Here is a 16,846-nt window from a genome sequence, read left to right as displayed (position 1 = left end):
ACCGAACCATGGCGTTGGCGGCAAAACTACAGCTACGACAGTCCCAGTCGCTGGTGATGACGCCGCAACTCATGCAGTCGATACGACTGCTGCAGTTCACCCACATCGAGCTGGAACGCTTCATCGACGACGAGATCGAGCGCAATCCTCTGCTCGAGCGCGCCGAGCCGCAGGACGATGCCGTAAGCGACCAGGCGCAGAAGGTCGACGTCGCGCCGGAAACGGCTCCCGGCGGCGACTGGTTCGAGACGGAAACGGCGTGGAGTGCCGAGGCGATCTCGGAAAAGCTCGATACTTCGCTGGAAAACCTGTTTCCCGACGACCCCGGCACCAGCGAGCGGCTCGGTCCCGACCTGACGGCCCAATGGAAGTCGGCCTCCGGCAATGGTTCCGCGTCCTCGTCCGACGGCTTCGACGTCGCAGACATGGCGGCCGCCGCCATCACGCTGCGCGAGCATGTCGGCGAACAGGTCGCGCTTGCCTTCGCTGACCCGGCAGCACGACTGATCGCCAGCGAACTGGCCGATGGTCTCGACGAGGCCGGCTATATGCGCGCCGACATGGCCGAGATCGCCGCCCGTCTCGGCACCGACAAAACAGCAGTGACGAATGCGCTCGCTGTCTGCCAAACGTTCGAGCCGGCCGGCATCTTTGCCCGCGACCTCGCCGAATGCCTGTCGCTGCAGCTCGCCGTGCGCGACCGGCTCGACCCGGCGATGAAGGCTTTGATTGCCAATCTCGAACTCCTGGCGCGGCGCGATTTCCAGACCCTGAAACGGATTTGTGGGGTCGACGAGGAGGATCTGCTCGACATGCTGGCCGAGATACGTGCGCTCGATCCGCGCCCAGGGATGGCGTTTTCGGGCGGCGCCAGCGACGCGATCGTCGCCGATGTCGAAGTGCGGGCGGCCAATGACGGGAGCTGGGTGATCGAACTCAACTCTGAAACGCTGCCGCGCGTGCTGGTCGACCATATCTATTTCGCCCAAGTTTCACCGCATGCGAAGAACCAGACGGAAAAGGATTTCCTGGCGGAATGCCTGCAGAATGCCAATTGGCTGACGCGTAGCCTCGACCAGCGGGCGAAGACCATCCTCAAGGTCGCCTCGGAAATCGTGCGCCAGCAAGACGCTTTCCTCGTCCATGGCGTGCGTCACCTGAAGCCGCTCAACCTGCGCACGGTGGCCGATGCCATCGGCATGCACGAATCGACCGTCAGCCGGGTCACCGCCAACAAATACATGCTGACGCCGCGCGGCGTGTTCGAACTGCGCTATTTCTTCACCGCCTCGATCGCTTCGTCGGGTGGCGGCGACGCGCATTCGTCGGAGGCGGTGCGCGACCGCATCAAGCAGTTGATCGACGAGGAGAAAACCGTCGACGTGCTTTCCGACGACGCGATTGTGGATATGTTGCGGGAAAGCGGCGTCGATATCGCCAGGCGCACGGTCGCCAAGTATCGGGAGGGCATGAATATTCCCTCGTCGGTGCAGAGGCGGCGTGAAAAACGCGCCTTGGCCAGCGCCGGGCGGTGATCTCCGACGGAATTTCCACAGCTTTTGCGCTTCATTGACAAGCCGCAACGAAGTGGCTAGAAGCCCGCCCGCATGAGACGGGCTACTGCCCGCATGCGGATGGTCCGTCACGACGTTGGCCACGGGACGGTCAAAGAAGGCGGCTTGTGATCAACCGGAAAGTTCGGATTTAAAATCGGCGCAAGTGACGCCGCAAAGCTTGTGCGCACAGATCACGGGTATAAACTCGGGACAGTTTGAAGCCTGAGCAAGGAAGGTCAGTTTTCAGATGACACTGCGCATATCAGGAAAACACATGGATATCGGCGATGCGTTCCGTACGCGCATCAACGACCGTGTCGGGGAAGTGATCGGGAAATATTTCGATCGGGGCTTTTCAGGTCAAATCGTAGTCGTCAAATCGGGATCGCGCTACACGGCCGATTGCATGATCCGGCTGGATTCCGGCGCTTCGCTGCAGGCGACCGGTGAAGCCCAGGACCCGACGCTCGCTTTCGAGGCCTCGGCGGATCGCCTTGAAACCCGCCTTCGGCGCTACAAGCGTCGGCTGAAGTCACATAATTTAGGCAATGCCAATGGCGAGCTCACCGACATCGCCTATACGGTGATGGCGCCGCTTGCCGACGACGATGAGGAAATACCGGAGAATTTCGCGCCAGCCATCGTTGCCGAATCAACCATGACGCTGCGGACCATGTCGGTGGCGTCAGCCGTGATCGAGCTCGACACCAAGGACACCCCGGTCCTCGTCTTTCGCAATGCCGGAAACGAGCATCTCAATATCGTCTATCGTCGGCCGGACGGAAATATCGGCTGGATCGACCCATCTACGACCAAAGTCGCGCAGGGATGACGACCCAGGGTCACACAGAGATGACGACCCAGGGTCACACAGAGATGACGACCCAGGGTCGCACAGAGATGACGACCCAGGATCGCACAGAGATGACGGCCAAGGCCGCACTGGGATAGGGAACCAGCCGCACGCGAGAGTGAGGACTGGCGACGGCAGGCGAACAAGGGATTTCAAGTATGGATCTGAGCGATCTTATCAACGTTCCGGCGATTTTGCCGGCGTTGAAGGCGAACTCCAAGAAGCAACTGCTGCAAATGCTGTCCGAAAGGGCGGCGGCGATTTCCGGCATTCCGGAACGGGAGGTGTTCGACACCATCCTGCAGCGTGAACGGCTGGGCTCGACCGGTGTCGGCAACGGCATCGCCATTCCGCATGGCAAGCTGGCCGGGGTGAAGCGGATCGCCGGCGTTTTCGCCCGGCTGGAGACGCCGGTCGATTTCGAGGCGCTGGACGACCAGCCGGTCGATCTGGTGTTCCTGCTTTTGGCGCCCGAAGGCGCCGGCGCCGATCACCTCAAGGCGCTGTCGCGTATCGCGCGGGTGCTGCGCGACGCTGACACGGTGGCCAAGATCAGGGGCACCCGCGACGCCGCCGCGATCCATGCGCTTTTATCGGACACACAAGCCTCGCACGCGGCCTGAGCTTTTTTTGATCAGATCCGTTGAAGGGCCGCCGTGGGCGGCCCTGTCCGTTCCAACCAGATCGCTATGCCGTATTGTTAATTTAGTGGATGGCGACGGGGGTCAGGTCGTTTTCCAGGGCGCCGGCCAGCGCCCGGTCGCGAGCGTCCGAAAGCAGGATCGGCTGGCCATTGGCGGCAAACAGGGCCCACAGTTCCAGGCCGGGCGCGATTTCGCCGAGGCCCGGGAAACGGCCGCGCAGATCGTCGCTCGACACTTTCCTGAGATAGGCGACCGTGCCTTCGCCGAGATGGGCGAATTCGCCGCTGGTCATGATGAGATTTTCGTCAGTTCTGGTCATTTAAGCCTCCTTGGCGCGAGGACGCCGCTCAAGGCCGCCTCGCATGAGAGCCATCGGTGAAGATCAGTCTTTCACCGATATGTTTATTTTCCGTACCAGCCGTTCGGACTCGGGCCGATCGAGATCGATCGACAAAAGGCCGTTCTTCAGCTCCGCCGCGATCACCCGCATGCCGTCGGCCAGCACGAAACAGCGCTGGAACTGGCGCGCGGCAATGCCGCGATGAAGAAATTCGCGCTCGGTATCGTCGTTCTGACGGCCGCGCACGACCAACTGGTTTTCCTCCGTGGTCACATCGAGATCGTTTTCAGCGAAACCGGCGACAGCGAGCGTGATACGCAGCCTTTCGGCCTTGCCGTCGGCACCGCTGAGGCGCTCGATGTTATAGGGAGGGTAGCTGTCACCTGACTTCGCCAGACGTTCCAGGGTCTTTTCCATGGCGTCGAAACCCAGAAGAAGCGGGCTGGAGAAAGGCGTCATTCGGCTCATGTTACACTGTCCTCTCAAGAGCGACATAAAGCGGAAAAACCCGGATGGCATTTTTCCCGATGGTCTTGATATGGTCCGCCCCGCGGTCAAGTTCAAGCCGTCGAAAGCCCCGCCCAAAAAGACTCCCCAAACAAGGAATTGAAATGCCCCAATCCCGCAAGATCATCATCGACACGGATCCCGGCCAGGATGACGCCGTCGCCATATTGCTGGCACTCGGCAGCGCCGAGCTGGAGATCGTCGGTATGACCGCCGTTGCCGGCAACGTGCCGCTGAGGCTCACCGAAAAGAATGCACGCAAGATCTGCGAACTGGCCGGCAGGCCTGACATCAAGGTCTATGCGGGCGCCATCCGGCCGCTGGCGCGCGAACTGGTCACCGCCGAGGAGGTGCATGGCGAGACCGGCCTCAACGGACCGCAATTGCCCGAGCCGACAATGAAGCTGCAGGACCAGTATGCGGTCGATTTCATCGTCGAGACGCTGATGAAGGAAGAGAGCGGCACGATCACGCTCTGCGCGCTCGGACCGCTCACCAACATCGCGCTGGCGCTGATCCGCGAGCCGAAGATCGCGCCGCGCATCAAGGAAATCGTGCTGATGGGCGGCGGCTTCTTCGAAGGCGGCAATGTCACCCCGACCGCCGAATTCAACATCTATGTCGACCCGCATGCCGCCGATGTCGTGTTCAAATCAGGCATTCCGATCGTCATGATGCCGCTCGACGTCACCCACAAGGCGTTGACCACGGCCAAGCGCACCGAGGCCTTCCGCAAGCTCGGCACCAGGGTCGGCACGGCCACGGCGGAGATGCTGGAGTTCTTCGAGCGCTTCGACGAGGAGAAATACGGCACCGATGGCGGACCGCTGCACGACCCCTGCGTCATCGCCTATCTGTTGAAGCCGGGGCTGTTCAGCGGCCGCAACTGCAACGTCACCGTGGAAACCGCCTCGGATCTCACCATGGGCATGACCGTGATCGACTGGTGGGGCGTGACCAAGCGGCCGAAGAACGCCATGGTGATGCGCGACATCGACCATGATGCGTTTTTCGCGCTGCTGCTGGAACGGCTGGGGCGGCTCTAGGGCCGCTCACTCGCGGAGCAGTCGATAGGTCTCAGTACCGTTTTGACGGTGCTGTCGCTCGATCGAGACTTGCGAGCCGATGGCTCGCGGTGCGCTTGCGTCGCCATGCACAAACACCAGGAGGTTATTTTCGTCGAGGCGGATTCCGTACAGGTAGCGGGGTCTGCCGCCGATCGCGCCTTCGGGATTTGGAGAAGCATTGAGGACGTTGACCACAGCGCCTGTCAGGCGTGCGACATCGACGATGGGGCTGCTCCGCCTGGCAATTAGTGCGCCGATTGCCAGAATGCAGATGCCCACCACAAGGGCAGTGATGATGATGCCTCGGAGGTTTTCCCGCAGTATCAGCAAGGTGAGGGCCAGCCGCGCTCTTGCCATATGGTTCAACTTGCAAACCGGTAGAAGATCGAACCGTTGTCGCGCGTGACGCGCTCTATGGTTGCTCGCGCGCCGATCAGATGCGGGCGTTTGTCCTTGATGAGAACAGACGGACCGTTCTCGATAGAGACCAGATAGATGCCGACGCGGTTCCACTGGACACTTCTGACCATTGCGTCGACGGTGTCGACCGACCGGATCGGGCTGGCTTTATTCGTCCACTTGAGCGGATTGAGGGCCAACACCGCCGCAAACAAAGCAACGATCAAGATCACGCCGATCGCGTGCCTTTTCACATCCGCAAAAGTCCATGGCACCGACATGAATCCCCAACTATCGATTCATGTGGTGCACAGAAGGCCGACTTTCAATCGGCCCTCCCGTTCCAGGAGATTGTTGTTTGCGTCCCGGCTCTCGGCCGCCGTTACTTCGCCTTGGAAAACGCCAGCCACAGGCCGCCGCCGACCAGGAAGCTGCCGCTGATCCTCGACAGCAGCTTGACGCGGCCGGCCGAGAGCAGGCGTCCGGCACGACCGGCGGCCAGCGCGTAGGTCGAATCCGACACGGCGGCGAAGATCATGGCAGTGAGACCCATGACGCCGATCTGCAGCGCGTAATTGCCTTCAGGGGTGATGAACTGCGGAAAGAAGGCGCCGAAGAATACCAGCGTCTTGGGATTGCTGATCGCCACCAGCAGGCCCTGCAGGAAGAAGCCGCCGCGCGGTGTCTTCGCCGATCCGTCGGCGTTCAGCTTGCCCTTGGAGCGGAACATCTGCACGCCCATCCAGATCAGATAGGCGGCGCCGATCAGCCTGACCCACTCGAACCAATGGCCCATGCCTGCGATCAGCGAAGTCAATCCGATGCCGACAATGGCGATCATGATGGCCAGCCCGGCCTGGGTGCCGGCGACGTTGGCGAGGCCGGCGCGGGAGCCGTGGCGGATGCTGTTGGCGATGATCAGCGTGACCGTCGGTCCAGGCACCAGGACAATGACGATGCAGGCAACGACATAGGTAGCGTAGAGTTCCAGCGACATGGTTTTCCTCGACAATATACGGCTTTGCGACGCGGCCGACCGTGATCAATGCATGACAGCAACGACGGTGCAAGCCGGCAGCATATGTCGCTGGCAGCCTTGACCTGGATTTAGGCTCCGGCCGGCCACGGCAGCGTCACCTCGTAGGCCGCCGCTGCTCTCAGCACGGCCATGTCGCCGCGCGGCCGCCCGATCAATTGCATGCCCATCGGCCTGCCTCTGGCATCGAAGCCCGCCGGTACGTTGACCGCAGGGCAGCCGCCCAGCGTGGCGAGCGCTGAAACCTGCATCCAGCGGTGATAGCTGTCCATGGCACGCCCGGCCACTTGTGTCGGCCAGTGGGTGGAGACTTCGAAGGGGAAGACCTGCGCGGTCGGCAGCGCAATGAGGTCGAAGCGGTCGAAGAGCGACAGCAGGGTTTTGTGCCACGACGAGCGCCTCACCGTGGCAGCGTGGATCTGCGGCGCCGTGAGGCGCAGCGCATGTTCCACCTCCCACACGGCCTCCGGCTTCAGAAGACTGCGTTTCAAGGGATCGTCGTAATGCGCCTTGAGCGCACAACCGCTGCTCGCCTGGCGCAGCGTCACAAAGGCCTGCCATAGCGCTTCGAAGTCGAAATCCGGCACCAGCGCTTCGGTCTGAAAGGATATGTTGGCGAAGCGGCCGAGAGCGGCCTCGCAAAGATCAAGGATGCCGGGTTCAACCGGCAGATGGCCGCCAAGATCGCCGAACCAGGCGATGCGGCCGCCGGCCGCCGCCGTTTGCAGCCCTTCGAGGAACGAGCCGTGCTTGTGATGTGAGAGCGGCGCGCGAGGGTCGTAGCCGGCCTGCTCGTCTAGCAGCAGCGCCATGTCGCGCACGCTGCGGCCCATCGGCCCTTCGACGCCCATCTGTGCGTGAAAGACGTCGAGGTCCGGGCCCGCCGGGACCAGTCCTTGCGACGGGCGAAAGCCAAAGACATTGTTGTAGGCGGCCGGGTTGCGCAGCGAGCCGCCAAAGTCGCTGCCGTCGGCGACAGGCACCATGTCGAGCGCCAGCGCGACCGCCGCGCCGCCGCTCGAACCGCCGGCGGTCAAGGCTGGGTCGAAAGCGTTGAGCGTCGGGCCGAACACGGCGTTGTAAGTGTTGGAGCCAAGCCCGAATTCGGGAACATTGGTCTTGCCAATGACGATGGCGCCGGCCTTGCGGACGCGTTCGACGAAGAAATCATCCTCTTGCGGCACGAAATCGGCGAAGATCGGCGAGCCGAAGCTGGTCCTGAGGCCCTTGGTCTGCGCGAGATCCTTGATGGCGATTGGCAGGCCGAACAGGGGGCCGGAATGCCCTGCATGCGCCAGATGGGCGTCTGCCTGATCGGCCTCGCGCAAGATGTCGGCACGGTCGCGCAGCGAGACGATGGCGTTGACCAGCGGATTCACTGCGTCGATCCGGTCGAGGAATGCCGTCACCACCTCGCGGACGGAAAGCTGACGGCGCCGGATCGCGCCGGCAAGGTCCACGGCGGACAGGCGGCAGATATCGCCGGCAGGCGGCACGGCGTGTTTTGTGGCAGGACGCATGGCTCTCACCTAGCTGGCGGATTTTTGTAGCGCCGCGTCGACTTCCTTCGCCTGCGGGATCGACGGCTGGGCGCCGGGCTTCAGGCAAGCGAGCGAACCAGCGGCTGCAGCACGGGCGAGCGCCTGTTCGAGCAGCAGGCCGGACGACAGGCCGGCGGCGAAATAGCCGCAAAACGTGTCGCCGGCGCCGACCGTGTCGACCGGAGTGATCTTCAGCGCCGGAACCATCAGAAGATCGGCTGGCGTGGCAGCCAGAACGCCGTCACCGCCGAGCGTGACGACGATTGTGCGGCCGGTCTTCCCGGCGTAATCGCGCATCCGCGCCGGGCGATCGCGACCGCTCAGCGACAGCGCCTCGCCATAGAGATCGAATTCGGTTTCGTTGGCGACGACATAGTCGGCCTTGCCGAGGAAGGCGGTCGCCTCTGCACGGAAGGGTGCCGTGTTGAGCACGGTGATCGCGCCTGCCGCCCGTGCCGCGTCCAGTGCGGCATCGACGGTGTGCAGCGGGATCTCCTGCTGCAAGAGCACGACATCGCCCTTTTTCATGAAAGCCTTGGAAAGATCGCCCGTCACGACCGAATCATTGGCGCCCGGCACCACGGCAATGGCGTTCTCGCCGTCGTCGGCGACCATGATCAATGCCGTGCCGGTCGAGGCGAATGTTTCACCGACACCAGACAGGTCGATCTTGCCGTCCCGCAGCAGCGCCAGCGCTTCAGTGGCGAAGTTGTCCTTGCCGACGGCGCCGACCATGCGCACCTTGGCGCCGGCGCGTGCGGCGGCCAGCGCCTGGTTGGCGCCCTTGCCGCCAGGTGCGGTGGTGAAGCCGGAGCCCCGAACCGTCTCACCCGGTGCGGGCAAGCGGTCGACATTGGCGATAAGGTCGAGGTTGATCGAGCCGACAACGATTATCAAGTGGTGCCTCCCTGCTGACTGCGCGGGAAGCTAGCCCGGAAGACAGCTGCTTTCCAGAGCGGGCAGTCATTTCGCGGGTTAACGAAAAACACCGGCGAAAGCGTCTCGCCGGTGTCGCAAGGTCTGTTTGGGTATCAGCGCACGAGGCCGTGAACTATTTCAAGGCGCGACCTGTCCCGCTTCCCAGCCAAGGATGGCGCGTTTGCGGGTCAGGCCCCAGTGGTAGCCGGTGAGCGCGCCGGACTTGCCGAGAGCCCGGTGGCACGGCACCACGAACGACATCGGATTGGCACCGACCGCGGCACCCACCGCCCGGCTGGCGCTCGGTGCGCCGATGCGGGCGGCGATCGAGGAATAGGTGCAGGCCTTGCCCATCGGGATGCGCAGCAGGGCTTCCCAGACGCGAACCTGGAAGTCGGTGCCGATCATGACGACGCGCAGCGGCTGGTCGGCGCGCCACAGCGCCGGATCGAAGACGCGCGCGGCATAGGGCGCCGTCGCAGCCATGTCCTCGACATAGTTTGCGTTCGGCCAGCGGCTGGACATGTCGGCGAAGGCCGCACGCTCGCCGCCGGCATCGTTGAAGGCGAGGCCGGCAAGCCCGCGGTCGGTGACCATGATCAGGGCGATGCCGAATGGCGAGATATGATAGCCGTAGCGGATCGTCAGCCCGGCGCCGCGCGTCTTGTAGTCGCCCGGCGACATCGCCTCGTGGGTGACGAAAAGGTCGTGCAACCGTCCGGGACCTGACATGCCGACCTCGAAAGAAGCTTCAAGCAGCGGCATGCCGGAATCGAGCAGTTTGCGCGCATGGTCGAGCGTGACGGCCTGCAAGAAGGCCTTGGGCGACAGGCCGGCCCAGCGGGTGAACAGCTTCTGCAGTCCGGTCGGCGTCTCGCCAACCTCCTCGGCCAGTATTTCGAGCGACGGCTGGTCACGGTAGTCAAGGCTGATCTTCTCGATCGCGCGCCGAACAACTTCGTAGTCACCGCCTTCGGGCGTGATGTCTTTCTTCAGAATAGCGGTCTGTGCGTTCATAGGACTGTCTCCTTGACGCGAATATCGTCCTTCGCGGCGCCGATCACCACCCGAAACTTGCCTTCTTTCCGCACATCCCCAGATAGAGTTGGCTTCGGGAAAGGAGCCGATGATGGCTGGCGAAAAGGTGCATCTCACCAAGGAGAAGGAGACGCTGCTGATTACCGTGTATGGCAAGGCGTTGGAGAGCCGGTTGCCTCAATCACTGCTGAAAGATCATTTCGCGGACGAGGCGGTTCGCCGCATCTAGCGCGCCTTCGCAGTCGCCAGAGCACGTGAAAAGGCTGACGCAAAGCTCTCCCGGTCGTCGGGATTGAGGAAGCCGCCGATCGGCACATTCTGGCCTTGTGCTTCCACCGCCATCCTGGTGATGCCGATCTCGGCGTGCCGGGCGACCGAAAAACGCGCCCAGAACGGATTGAAGCGATGCGCTTCCGATTTACCTGACGGCGCCGTCTTGCGGATATCGAGACTGGTGCGCGAGACCGACACCTCCTCGCGGGCGCGGGCGGCACGATAATTGGCGCGAAAGGCGATGTAGACGGCGATGACGTCGAGACCGAGGAAGCCGAACACCGGCCAAGCGCCGCGCGACAGGAAAAACGCTCCGGTGACCAACGAGCCGAACAGCAGAGCGCCCATCAGGATGGCAAAGCCGGTTTTGCCGAGCGACCGATGCGGTATCAGCAACGCCTCGAAGAATGGCTCGTCGGCCTGAAATGAGGCGTTTGTGTCGCTCATGGCGGGATATTATAGGAAGGGGATGACGAACCCCAAGTCCAAAAATTCCTCCACGCTCGAAAATCAACTGCCCCCCGGCCGACGCGACGGCTCGAACGCCAAGCCGCGTGCCCGGCCGGTGCGGTCCCATTCGCTTTACAGCCCGGCCGAGGTGCACGAGATTTTCCGACGCTTTTCCGTTCAGCGGCCCGAGCCGAAGGGCGAGCTCGAACACATCAACGCCTTCACGCTGCTGGTGGCAGTGGTGCTTTCGGCACAGGCGACCGATGTCGGCGTCAACAAGGCGACGCGGGCGCTGTTCAAGGTCGCCGACACGCCGCAAAAGATGCTGGCGCTCGGCGAGGCCAAGGTCGGCGATTATATCCGCACCATTGGGCTTTGGCGCAACAAGGCCAAGAACGTCATTGCGCTGTCGGAAGCGCTGATCCGCGACCATCACGGCGAGGTGCCTGACGACCGCGACCAACTGGTCAAGCTGCCGGGCGTCGGCCGCAAGACCGCCAACGTCGTGCTCAACATGGCCTTCGGCCAGCATACGATGGCGGTGGATACGCATATCCTGCGCATTGGCAACCGGCTCGGGCTGGCGCCCGGCAAGACGCCGGAACAGGTCGAGCAGGGGCTGTTGAGGATCATCCCGGACGAATACATGCGCCACGCGCATCACTGGCTGATCCTGCATGGCCGCTATGTCTGCAAGGCGCGCAAGCCGGATTGTCCGGTCTGTGTCATCGCCGACATCTGCAAGGCCGAGGAAAAGACGACCGATGTGCCGGCGCCGCTGGTCGAGATCGCCCCACTCGAACCGGTAGGCGAAATTCAGTAGCCGTAGCCGCGCGCCATCGCCGCCGCGAAGACCGGGATCAGCAGGAAGATGAACGCTTCGGCGCGGACATAAGTTCGAACGGATGCAAGTTGCGCAGCAGGCACCTGGAAGCCGGGGCTGGCCGAGGCCTGCCTGCTCCAGGAGCCGAAGCGGACCGTCGGGACGATCGACAACAGGCCGACGATGACGAAGGTCGCGATCTTTGCCCAGAACACCCAGTTGTAGACGTAAAACTCCCAACCCTTCAGGCCGTAGATGACGCGGGCGATGCCGACGATGATGATCAGCATGGCGATGATGCCATAGTGGCGATCGATGCCGACAAGCCGCCGGAGCGTCGCGGCGGGCAGATCGCCGCGGATCAGGACAAATTCGGCGCCGATGATGCCTGCCAGTGAAAACACCAGCAGATGATGAAAGATGGCAAGCAGAAGGTCGGTGGTATCCATGCCCTTTTCCCTCCGTCGGATGGCACAGCGGACGCTGAATCAGCTGCTGGTGAAAAGTAGCACCGCTGGGCAGGATTCACATTGGGCTGGAAGATGATCTGCACAGGCTTTGGCTCTTGTTTGGTGCAGGCGATTTGGATCTCTGTCGCATGTCGTTATCCCCAAAACCGCCGAGCAGTCTTGGGCGACATGCACTAAGCACACAGGCAACCGCAACCGAAGGCATGACACATGGGTAATCTGCAGGCGCTCGTCGCTCCCGTCATCGAAACCCCGCGCACGGTGCTGCGGCCGCACCGGCTCGACGATTTCGACGCCTATGTCGCCATGTGGGCCGATCCGGCCGTCACCCGCTTCATCGGCGGCAAGCCGCGCACACGGGAAGAAAGCTGGATGCGCTTCCTGCGTCATGCCGGCCTGTGGTCGCTCTTGGGCTACGGCTTTTGGGCGATCGAGGACAAAGCATCCGGCCGCTTCATCGGCGAGGCCGGCTTTCACGATCTGAAGCGCGATATCGTGCCGTCGATCGAGGGCGTTCCGGAGGCCGGCTGGGCGCTGGCTTCGAGCGCACATGGCCAAGGGTTCGCCAGCGAAGTCGTCGGACGGGTTCTCGCCTGGGGCGATGAAGCATTCCGGCGCGCAAGGACCGTCTGCATCATCGATCCGGAAAACACCGGTTCGCTGAACGTCGCCGCAAAATGCGGCTACAGGGAAGTTTTTCGGACCACCTATCACGACAATGCGACGATCCTGCTCGAACGGCGGCCTTGAGGGTTGCTGCCTATCATCCTGTGGTTCTGATCAGGCAGAATCGAGGCTTTCTGAGCCCTCCGCTTCGGCCTTGCGGGCCGCCTGTTCGAGCATCGAGGCGTCTTCGCCGAAAGCGCGGGTGGCGCGCGCGGCCGCCTCGAGCAAAGGTTTTTTCATGCGCTGGAGAAAGGCCGCGTCGACGCGCGTGCTCGGGCCGGAAAGCGTCAATGCACCGAGCAAGGTATGCCCTGGCCCGAACACCGGTGCCGAGACGCCCGCCGTCTCGGGGTCGCGATCGCCGACCGACAAACAGTGGTAGGTCTTGCGGATCGTCTCGTAAGGCTCGTCCTGCTGACCGGAAAACGCGGCAAGGACACGGCCGCCCGAACCGGCCAGCAAGGGCAGCACGTCGCCCTCCCGTATGGTGTAGCGGATGGGATGCTTGGACTCGACGCGGTAGAGACAGGTCCGCACGTCGCCCGAGCGGACATAGAAAGCGACGCTTTCCCAGCTTCGCTCAGCCAGATCGCGCATGATTGGCAGCAGGATGTCGATCGCCACGACCGAACGCTGGTATAGCGCGCCCAGCCGGAAGGTGGCAGGGCCGACGCGGTAGCGGCCGTCGTCGAGACGCTCCAACAACTGCCCGCGCAGCAACGATTTCGCCAACCTCAGGATGGTGCTCTTATAGAGGCCGGTCCGCGCCGCGATTTCGGCTAGGCTGAGCGACCGGTCGGCAGTGGCGAAAGCATCGAGGATAGCGATCGCACGATCGAGCGCGGCAACGCCGGCGGTCGAGGCAGGCTTGGATTGTGTTACGGTCATCTGCTTGACCACGTCGTTCCGTTCCCGTTGGACAGAAGGGGCCGATCGGAGCAATTGTGCCGCACGTAATCAGTTCTGTCCAGTAGAACGCCGTTCCTGTTGACAGAACTAGTCAAAGACTGCATGAATTTTTGTCGAGCGGGTCTGAATTCAGGCTACTTTGCTGGCAGGCACCGGAGGAGGTGTCGTGATTGGAGGAATCCCCATGCTGAACAGACGCAGATTTTTAATGAGCACCGCAGCTGCCGGCGCCGCCGGTTTCGCGGCGTTGCATCTCTCGCCCGCTTTCGCGCAGGATGCACCGCAGATCCAGATCTTCGTGCCGGCAGCCCCCGGCGGCGGCTGGGACCAGACGGCGCGCACGATGGACCAGGTGCTGCGCAGTGAGAAGCTGATCTCCGGCTCGCAGATCACCAATGTCGGCGGCGCCGGCGGCACGGTCGGCCTTCCGCAGTTCATCAGCCAGTGGAACGGCAAGGGCAATTCGCTGATGGTTGCCGGCATGGTCATGGTTGGCGCCATCATCGCCAACAAATCGGCCAATAATCTCACCGAAGTCACGCCGATCGCCCGCCTCACCGGCGAGTTCGAGGCGCTTGTGGTGCCGGCGGCCTCGCCGTTCAAGACAGCAGCGGATTTCGTCGCCGCCCTCAAAGCCGATCCGACCAAGGTCCCGGTGGCTGGCGGTTCGGCCGGCGGCTCGGACCACATATTGTTCGGCCTTATCGCGAAGACGGCCGGTGTTCCGGCAGCCAACCTCTCCTATGTGCCGTTCGCCGGCGGCGGCGAGGCGCTGTCGGCGCTTCTCGGCAACCAGGTCGCGGCCGGTATCTCCGGCTATGGTGAGTTCTCCGAACAGGTCAAGGCAGGCGCGCTTCGGCTGCTCGCCATTTCCGCGGACAAGCCACAGGAAGGCATCGACGCACCGACGCTGAAGGAAGCCGGCATCGATGTCGAACTGTTCAACTGGCGCGGCGTCTTCGCACCGCCGGGCGTTTCCGACGCCGATAAGGCGGCGATGATCACGCTGGTCGAGACCATGGCCAAAAGCGATGCCTGGGCCACCGAATGCAAAAACCGCAACTGGACGCAAATTCTGCTCACTGGCGACGACTATGCGAAATTTCTCGCCGAAGACACGACCAGGATCGCGGCCATCCTCAAGGATCTCGGCCTTGCCTGATGCCCTCGGAAAGGGGTGGCCTGCGCTGCCCCTTTCCGATGTTCGCCAGCCGCATGGACATACGATCCAGCGCGGGTGAAACTGCGGTGAGGTCGGCTGTGGGAGACCGGCTATCCAGGGAGGACGATCATGAGCACCAGCGACCAGCAGGCGGCGCGGCCGCGCCTTGCCGCGCCCGAATTGCTGATCGGCATCGGGCTTCTCGCTTGCGCCGGCGCGGTAGCCTGGCAGACGCTATCGATTCCTGTGTCGCCGCTCTACTCCAAGGTCGGCCCGACCGTCTTTCCCTACATCACCATGGTTGGCATGACGATCCTCTCCCTCTTGCTGATTGTCGCCGCCCTGCGGGGCGGCTGGCAACCGGACGAAGAAAAGGAAACGCCGACCGACTGGAAGGCGATGGGCATCGTCGCCGTCGGGCTGGTCGCGAACCTTGTGCTGATCCAGCCGCTTGGCTTTACCGCGGCCTCGGTGATCATGTTCGTTCTCATCTGCCATGGGTTCGGCAGCAGACATCCGCTGCGTGATGTGATGCTCGGCCTTATCCTGGCGCTTGCCGCCTATTTCGGCTTCGCCAGGGCTCTCGGCGTCAATATCGGCGCCGGCTTCATCGAGAACCAGCTGAACACGGTTCTCGATTCGGCTATCCGTTTGTTGAGGGCGTGACGCCATGGAAACGCTTGGCCATCTCGCGCATGGATTTTCGGTCGCTTTTACGCCGGTCAATCTCATGTGGTGCCTGCTCGGCACGACGCTGGGGACCGCGATCGGCGTGCTGCCCGGCCTCGGACCGGCGCTGACCATCGCCCTGCTTTTGCCGATCACCTATCAGGTGGCGCCGGAAGCGTCCTTCATCCTGTTTGCCGGCATCTATTACGGCGCCATGTATGGCGGTTCGACGACATCGATCCTGCTCAACACGCCGGGCGAAAGTGCTACCATCGTCACCGCGCTGGAAGGCAACAGGATGGCCCGTTCCGGCCGCGGCGGCGCTGCGCTTGCCACCTCGGCGATCGGCTCCTTCGTCGCCGGCACGCTCGGCACGCTGGGCGTCGCCTTCCTGGCCCCGGTCGTGGTCAAATTCGCGCTGTCTTTCGGCCCGGCCGAATATTTTTCGCTGATGGTGTTGGCGTTCATCACGGTTTCGGCGGTGCTCGGCTCGTCGTCGGTGCGTGGCCTCACGAGCCTGTTCGTCGGCTTCGTCATCGGCCTAGTCGGCGTCGACCTGCAGACCGGCCAGCCGCGCTTCACCTTCGGCATGAGCCAGTTGCTCGACGGCGTCGACGTGATCGTCGTCGCCGTCGGCCTCTTTGCGGTCGGCGAGACGCTCTACATGGCCTCGCGCCGCTATGCCGGCAAGGACGAGATCGTGCCGCTGAGGGGATCGCTCTACATGACCGCCGCCGAATGGGCACGCTCGTGGAAGGCTTGGCTGCGCGGCACCCTGCTCGGTTTCCCGATCGGCGCCTTGCCGGCCGGCGGCGCCGAGATCCCGACGTTCCTGTCCTATGCGATCGAGAAGAAGCTCTCCAAACACAAGGAGGAGTTCGGCACGGTCGGCGCCATCGAAGGCGTTGCCGGACCGGAAGCCGCCAACAACGCATCGGCTGCCGGCGTGCTGGTGCCGATGCTGACGCTCGGCCTGCCGACCTCGGCGACGGCCGCGATCATGCTGTCGGCCTTCCAGAGCTATGGCATCAATCCCGGGCCGATGCTGTTCATGACGCAGGCCAATCTGGTCTGGGGGCTGATCGCCAGCCTGTTCATCGCCAATGTCATCCTCGTCATCCTCAACCTGCCGCTGATCGGTCTGTGGGTGCGGCTGCTGAAAATCCCGGCGCCGCAGCTCTATGCCGGCATCCTGGTGTTCGCCACGGTCGGCACCTACGGCATTTCTCAGTCGCCGACCGACCTCGTCATCCTCTATCTGCTCGGCGGGGCCGGATTCCTGATGCGGCGCTTCGATTTCCCGACGGCGCCGGTCATCATCGGCATGATCCTCTGGCCGCTCGCCGAAGCGCAGTTCCGCCGGGCGATGACCATCTCGAATGGCGACTGGTCGGTGTTCTACAAGCATCCGCTGTCGCTGACACTGCTGACCCTGGCGTTCATCGGGCTGATTGGGCCGCATATCTGGGCCTACGTCGAGCGCAGGCGCACGCGTGGGCCGGAGCATGTGCCGGGCGATGCCTGA

At 63.1% G+C, this 16,846-nt stretch carries 21 protein-coding genes; 10 read left to right on the top strand and 11 right to left on the bottom strand.

From position 1 onward, the window contains the following. Nucleotides 1-8: 8 nt before the first annotated feature. The 3 genes from rpoN to ptsN all read left to right on the top strand — a co-directional run bounded on the left by rpoN (nt 9) and on the right by ptsN (nt 3,032). Nucleotides 9-1,535, top strand: coding sequence for an RNA polymerase factor sigma-54 (rpoN, locus tag RPG13_RS01085; RefSeq protein ID WP_128244238.1), 1,527 nt, complete (start codon nt 9-11; stop codon nt 1,533-1,535). Nucleotides 1,536-1,803: 268 nt separating this feature from the next. Beyond that, nucleotides 1,804-2,388, top strand: a complete 585-nt coding sequence (hpf, locus tag RPG13_RS01080) for a ribosome hibernation-promoting factor, HPF/YfiA family (protein ID WP_095488399.1) — start codon at nt 1,804-1,806, stop codon at nt 2,386-2,388. A gap of 179 nt (nt 2,389-2,567) precedes the next feature. After that, complete coding sequence (ptsN, locus tag RPG13_RS01075; RefSeq protein WP_095488401.1) at nt 2,568-3,032, top strand: PTS IIA-like nitrogen regulatory protein PtsN; 465 nt, start codon at nt 2,568-2,570, stop codon at nt 3,030-3,032. An 82-nt stretch (nt 3,033-3,114) separates the two neighbouring features. Here the strand turns inward: ptsN and RPG13_RS01070 are convergent, their stop codons facing one another. Further along, the gene (locus RPG13_RS01070) at nt 3,115-3,372 is read right to left on the bottom strand and encodes a DUF1150 family protein (protein ID WP_095488403.1); all 258 of its coding nucleotides are present in this window, start codon (nt 3,370-3,372) and stop codon (nt 3,115-3,117) included. A gap of 63 nt (nt 3,373-3,435) precedes the next feature. Then, a complete protein-coding gene (locus RPG13_RS01065) occupies nt 3,436-3,861 on the bottom strand; it encodes an Hsp20 family protein (protein ID WP_023797450.1) in 426 nt (141 codons plus the stop codon). Nucleotides 3,862-4,004: 143 nt separating this feature from the next. On the opposite strand from RPG13_RS01065, the gene RPG13_RS01060 reads away from it, so the two are divergent. After that, nucleotides 4,005-4,946: a nucleoside hydrolase gene (locus RPG13_RS01060; protein ID WP_337124239.1), complete on the top strand. Its 942-nt coding sequence runs from the start codon at nt 4,005-4,007 to the stop codon at nt 4,944-4,946. A 6-nt stretch (nt 4,947-4,952) separates the two neighbouring features. On the opposite strand, the gene RPG13_RS01055 is transcribed toward RPG13_RS01060, so the two are convergent. The 6 genes from RPG13_RS01055 to RPG13_RS01030 all read right to left on the bottom strand — a co-directional run bounded on the left by RPG13_RS01055 (nt 4,953) and on the right by RPG13_RS01030 (nt 9,878). Then, complete coding sequence (locus tag RPG13_RS01055) at nt 4,953-5,333, bottom strand: hypothetical protein (RefSeq protein ID WP_292503374.1); 381 nt, start codon at nt 5,331-5,333, stop codon at nt 4,953-4,955. Next, nucleotides 5,330-5,620, bottom strand: coding sequence for a hypothetical protein (locus tag RPG13_RS01050; RefSeq protein ID WP_337124238.1), 291 nt, complete (start codon nt 5,618-5,620; stop codon nt 5,330-5,332). Before RPG13_RS01050 ends, RPG13_RS01055 begins: the two co-directional genes overlap by 4 nt. A 128-nt stretch (nt 5,621-5,748) precedes the next feature. Further along, entirely contained in the window at nt 5,749-6,363 is a 615-nt protein-coding gene (locus RPG13_RS01045; RefSeq protein WP_337124237.1) for a LysE family translocator, read from the bottom strand. A gap of 110 nt (nt 6,364-6,473) precedes the next feature. Beyond that, nucleotides 6,474-7,922, bottom strand: coding sequence for an amidase (locus RPG13_RS01040; RefSeq protein WP_337124236.1), 1,449 nt, complete (start codon nt 7,920-7,922; stop codon nt 6,474-6,476). Between the two features lie 9 nt (nt 7,923-7,931). Next, on the bottom strand, nt 7,932-8,840 hold the full coding sequence (locus tag RPG13_RS01035) for a ribokinase (protein WP_337124235.1): 909 nt from the start codon (nt 8,838-8,840) through the stop codon (nt 7,932-7,934). Between the two features lie 159 nt (nt 8,841-8,999). Continuing rightward, nucleotides 9,000-9,878, bottom strand: coding sequence for a methylated-DNA--[protein]-cysteine S-methyltransferase (locus tag RPG13_RS01030; RefSeq protein ID WP_095488413.1), 879 nt, complete (start codon nt 9,876-9,878; stop codon nt 9,000-9,002). A gap of 112 nt (nt 9,879-9,990) precedes the next feature. Here RPG13_RS01030 and RPG13_RS01025 point away from each other — a divergent pair, with 112 nt between their 5' ends. Next, entirely contained in the window at nt 9,991-10,128 is a 138-nt protein-coding gene (locus RPG13_RS01025; RefSeq protein ID WP_245492996.1) for a hypothetical protein, read from the top strand. Here the strand turns inward: RPG13_RS01025 and RPG13_RS01020 are convergent. Further along, nucleotides 10,125-10,619: a DUF2244 domain-containing protein gene (locus RPG13_RS01020; protein ID WP_337124234.1), complete on the bottom strand. Its 495-nt coding sequence runs from the start codon at nt 10,617-10,619 to the stop codon at nt 10,125-10,127. The genes RPG13_RS01025 and RPG13_RS01020 overlap by 4 nt on opposite strands. 22 nt (nt 10,620-10,641) lie before the next feature. Here RPG13_RS01020 and nth point away from each other — a divergent pair, with 22 nt between their 5' ends. Beyond that, nucleotides 10,642-11,445 (top strand): endonuclease III, encoded by an 804-nt coding sequence (nth, locus tag RPG13_RS01015; protein WP_126104893.1) that lies wholly within the window; start codon nt 10,642-10,644, stop codon nt 11,443-11,445. Here the strand turns inward: nth and RPG13_RS01010 are convergent. After that, nucleotides 11,439-11,894 carry a DUF2214 family protein gene (locus tag RPG13_RS01010; RefSeq protein ID WP_337124233.1) on the bottom strand — a complete coding sequence of 152 codons (456 nt, stop codon included), beginning with the start codon at nt 11,892-11,894 and terminating at the stop codon, nt 11,439-11,441. The genes nth and RPG13_RS01010 overlap by 7 nt on opposite strands. 231 nt (nt 11,895-12,125) lie before the next feature. Between RPG13_RS01010 and RPG13_RS01005 the strand changes: the two genes are divergently transcribed. Beyond that, nucleotides 12,126-12,665: a GNAT family N-acetyltransferase gene (locus tag RPG13_RS01005; protein WP_337124232.1), complete on the top strand. Its 540-nt coding sequence runs from the start codon at nt 12,126-12,128 to the stop codon at nt 12,663-12,665. Nucleotides 12,666-12,695: 30 nt separating this feature from the next. Here the strand turns inward: RPG13_RS01005 and RPG13_RS01000 are convergent, their stop codons facing one another. After that, the gene (locus tag RPG13_RS01000) at nt 12,696-13,469 is read right to left on the bottom strand and encodes an IclR family transcriptional regulator (RefSeq protein ID WP_337124231.1); all 774 of its coding nucleotides are present in this window, start codon (nt 13,467-13,469) and stop codon (nt 12,696-12,698) included. A 205-nt stretch (nt 13,470-13,674) separates the two neighbouring features. Here RPG13_RS01000 and RPG13_RS00995 point away from each other — a divergent pair, with 205 nt between their 5' ends. The 3 genes from RPG13_RS00995 (at nt 13,675) to RPG13_RS00985 (ending at nt 16,846) form a co-directional block, all read left to right on the top strand. After that, entirely contained in the window at nt 13,675-14,652 is a 978-nt protein-coding gene (locus tag RPG13_RS00995; RefSeq protein WP_095488421.1) for a Bug family tripartite tricarboxylate transporter substrate binding protein, read from the top strand. Between the two features lie 129 nt (nt 14,653-14,781). After that, nucleotides 14,782-15,318, top strand: a complete 537-nt coding sequence (locus RPG13_RS00990; RefSeq protein ID WP_126104896.1) for a tripartite tricarboxylate transporter TctB family protein — start codon at nt 14,782-14,784, stop codon at nt 15,316-15,318. Nucleotides 15,319-15,322: 4 nt separating this feature from the next. Further along, nucleotides 15,323-16,846, top strand: coding sequence for a tripartite tricarboxylate transporter permease (locus RPG13_RS00985; protein WP_126104897.1), 1,524 nt, complete (start codon nt 15,323-15,325; stop codon nt 16,844-16,846).

The sequence above is a fragment of the Mesorhizobium sp. ISC15 genome, from assembly GCF_037162615.1.
GTDB classification, from domain to species: Bacteria; Pseudomonadota; Alphaproteobacteria; order Rhizobiales; family Rhizobiaceae; genus Mesorhizobium; species Mesorhizobium mediterraneum.
The sequence above is the reverse complement of the archived record's forward strand: the minus strand, read 5'-3'. Positions and strand labels throughout refer to the sequence as shown.

Bases quoted from the DNA above. Each gene is read 5' to 3' on its own strand.
- RPG13_RS01005 (WP_337124232.1), top strand. From the start codon at position 12,126: ATGGGTAATCTGCAGGCGCTCGTCGCTCCCGTCATCGAAACCCCGCGC.
- hpf (WP_095488399.1), top strand. From the start codon at position 1,804: ATGACACTGCGCATATCAGGAAAACACATGGATATCGGCGATGCGTTC.
- ptsN (WP_095488401.1), top strand. From the start codon at position 2,568: ATGGATCTGAGCGATCTTATCAACGTTCCGGCGATTTTGCCGGCGTTG.
- RPG13_RS01065 (WP_023797450.1), bottom strand. From the start codon at position 3,861: ATGAGCCGAATGACGCCTTTCTCCAGCCCGCTTCTTCTGGGTTTCGAC.
- RPG13_RS01045 (WP_337124237.1), bottom strand. From the start codon at position 6,363: ATGTCGCTGGAACTCTACGCTACCTATGTCGTTGCCTGCATCGTCATT.
- RPG13_RS01060 (WP_337124239.1), top strand. From the start codon at position 4,005: ATGCCCCAATCCCGCAAGATCATCATCGACACGGATCCCGGCCAGGAT.
- RPG13_RS01025 (WP_245492996.1), top strand. From the start codon at position 9,991: ATGGCTGGCGAAAAGGTGCATCTCACCAAGGAGAAGGAGACGCTGCTG.
- RPG13_RS01030 (WP_095488413.1), bottom strand. From the start codon at position 9,878: ATGAACGCACAGACCGCTATTCTGAAGAAAGACATCACGCCCGAAGGC.
- RPG13_RS01010 (WP_337124233.1), bottom strand. From the start codon at position 11,894: ATGGATACCACCGACCTTCTGCTTGCCATCTTTCATCATCTGCTGGTG.
- RPG13_RS01070 (WP_095488403.1), bottom strand. From the start codon at position 3,372: ATGACCAGAACTGACGAAAATCTCATCATGACCAGCGGCGAATTCGCC.
- RPG13_RS01000 (WP_337124231.1), bottom strand. From the start codon at position 13,469: ATGACCGTAACACAATCCAAGCCTGCCTCGACCGCCGGCGTTGCCGCG.
- RPG13_RS01020 (WP_337124234.1), bottom strand. From the start codon at position 10,619: ATGAGCGACACAAACGCCTCATTTCAGGCCGACGAGCCATTCTTCGAG.
- RPG13_RS00985 (WP_126104897.1), top strand. From the start codon at position 15,323: ATGGAAACGCTTGGCCATCTCGCGCATGGATTTTCGGTCGCTTTTACG.
- nth (WP_126104893.1), top strand. From the start codon at position 10,642: ATGACGAACCCCAAGTCCAAAAATTCCTCCACGCTCGAAAATCAACTG.
- rpoN (WP_128244238.1), top strand. From the start codon at position 9: ATGGCGTTGGCGGCAAAACTACAGCTACGACAGTCCCAGTCGCTGGTG.
- RPG13_RS00995 (WP_095488421.1), top strand. From the start codon at position 13,675: ATGCTGAACAGACGCAGATTTTTAATGAGCACCGCAGCTGCCGGCGCC.
- RPG13_RS00990 (WP_126104896.1), top strand. From the start codon at position 14,782: ATGAGCACCAGCGACCAGCAGGCGGCGCGGCCGCGCCTTGCCGCGCCC.
- RPG13_RS01040 (WP_337124236.1), bottom strand. From the start codon at position 7,922: ATGCGTCCTGCCACAAAACACGCCGTGCCGCCTGCCGGCGATATCTGC.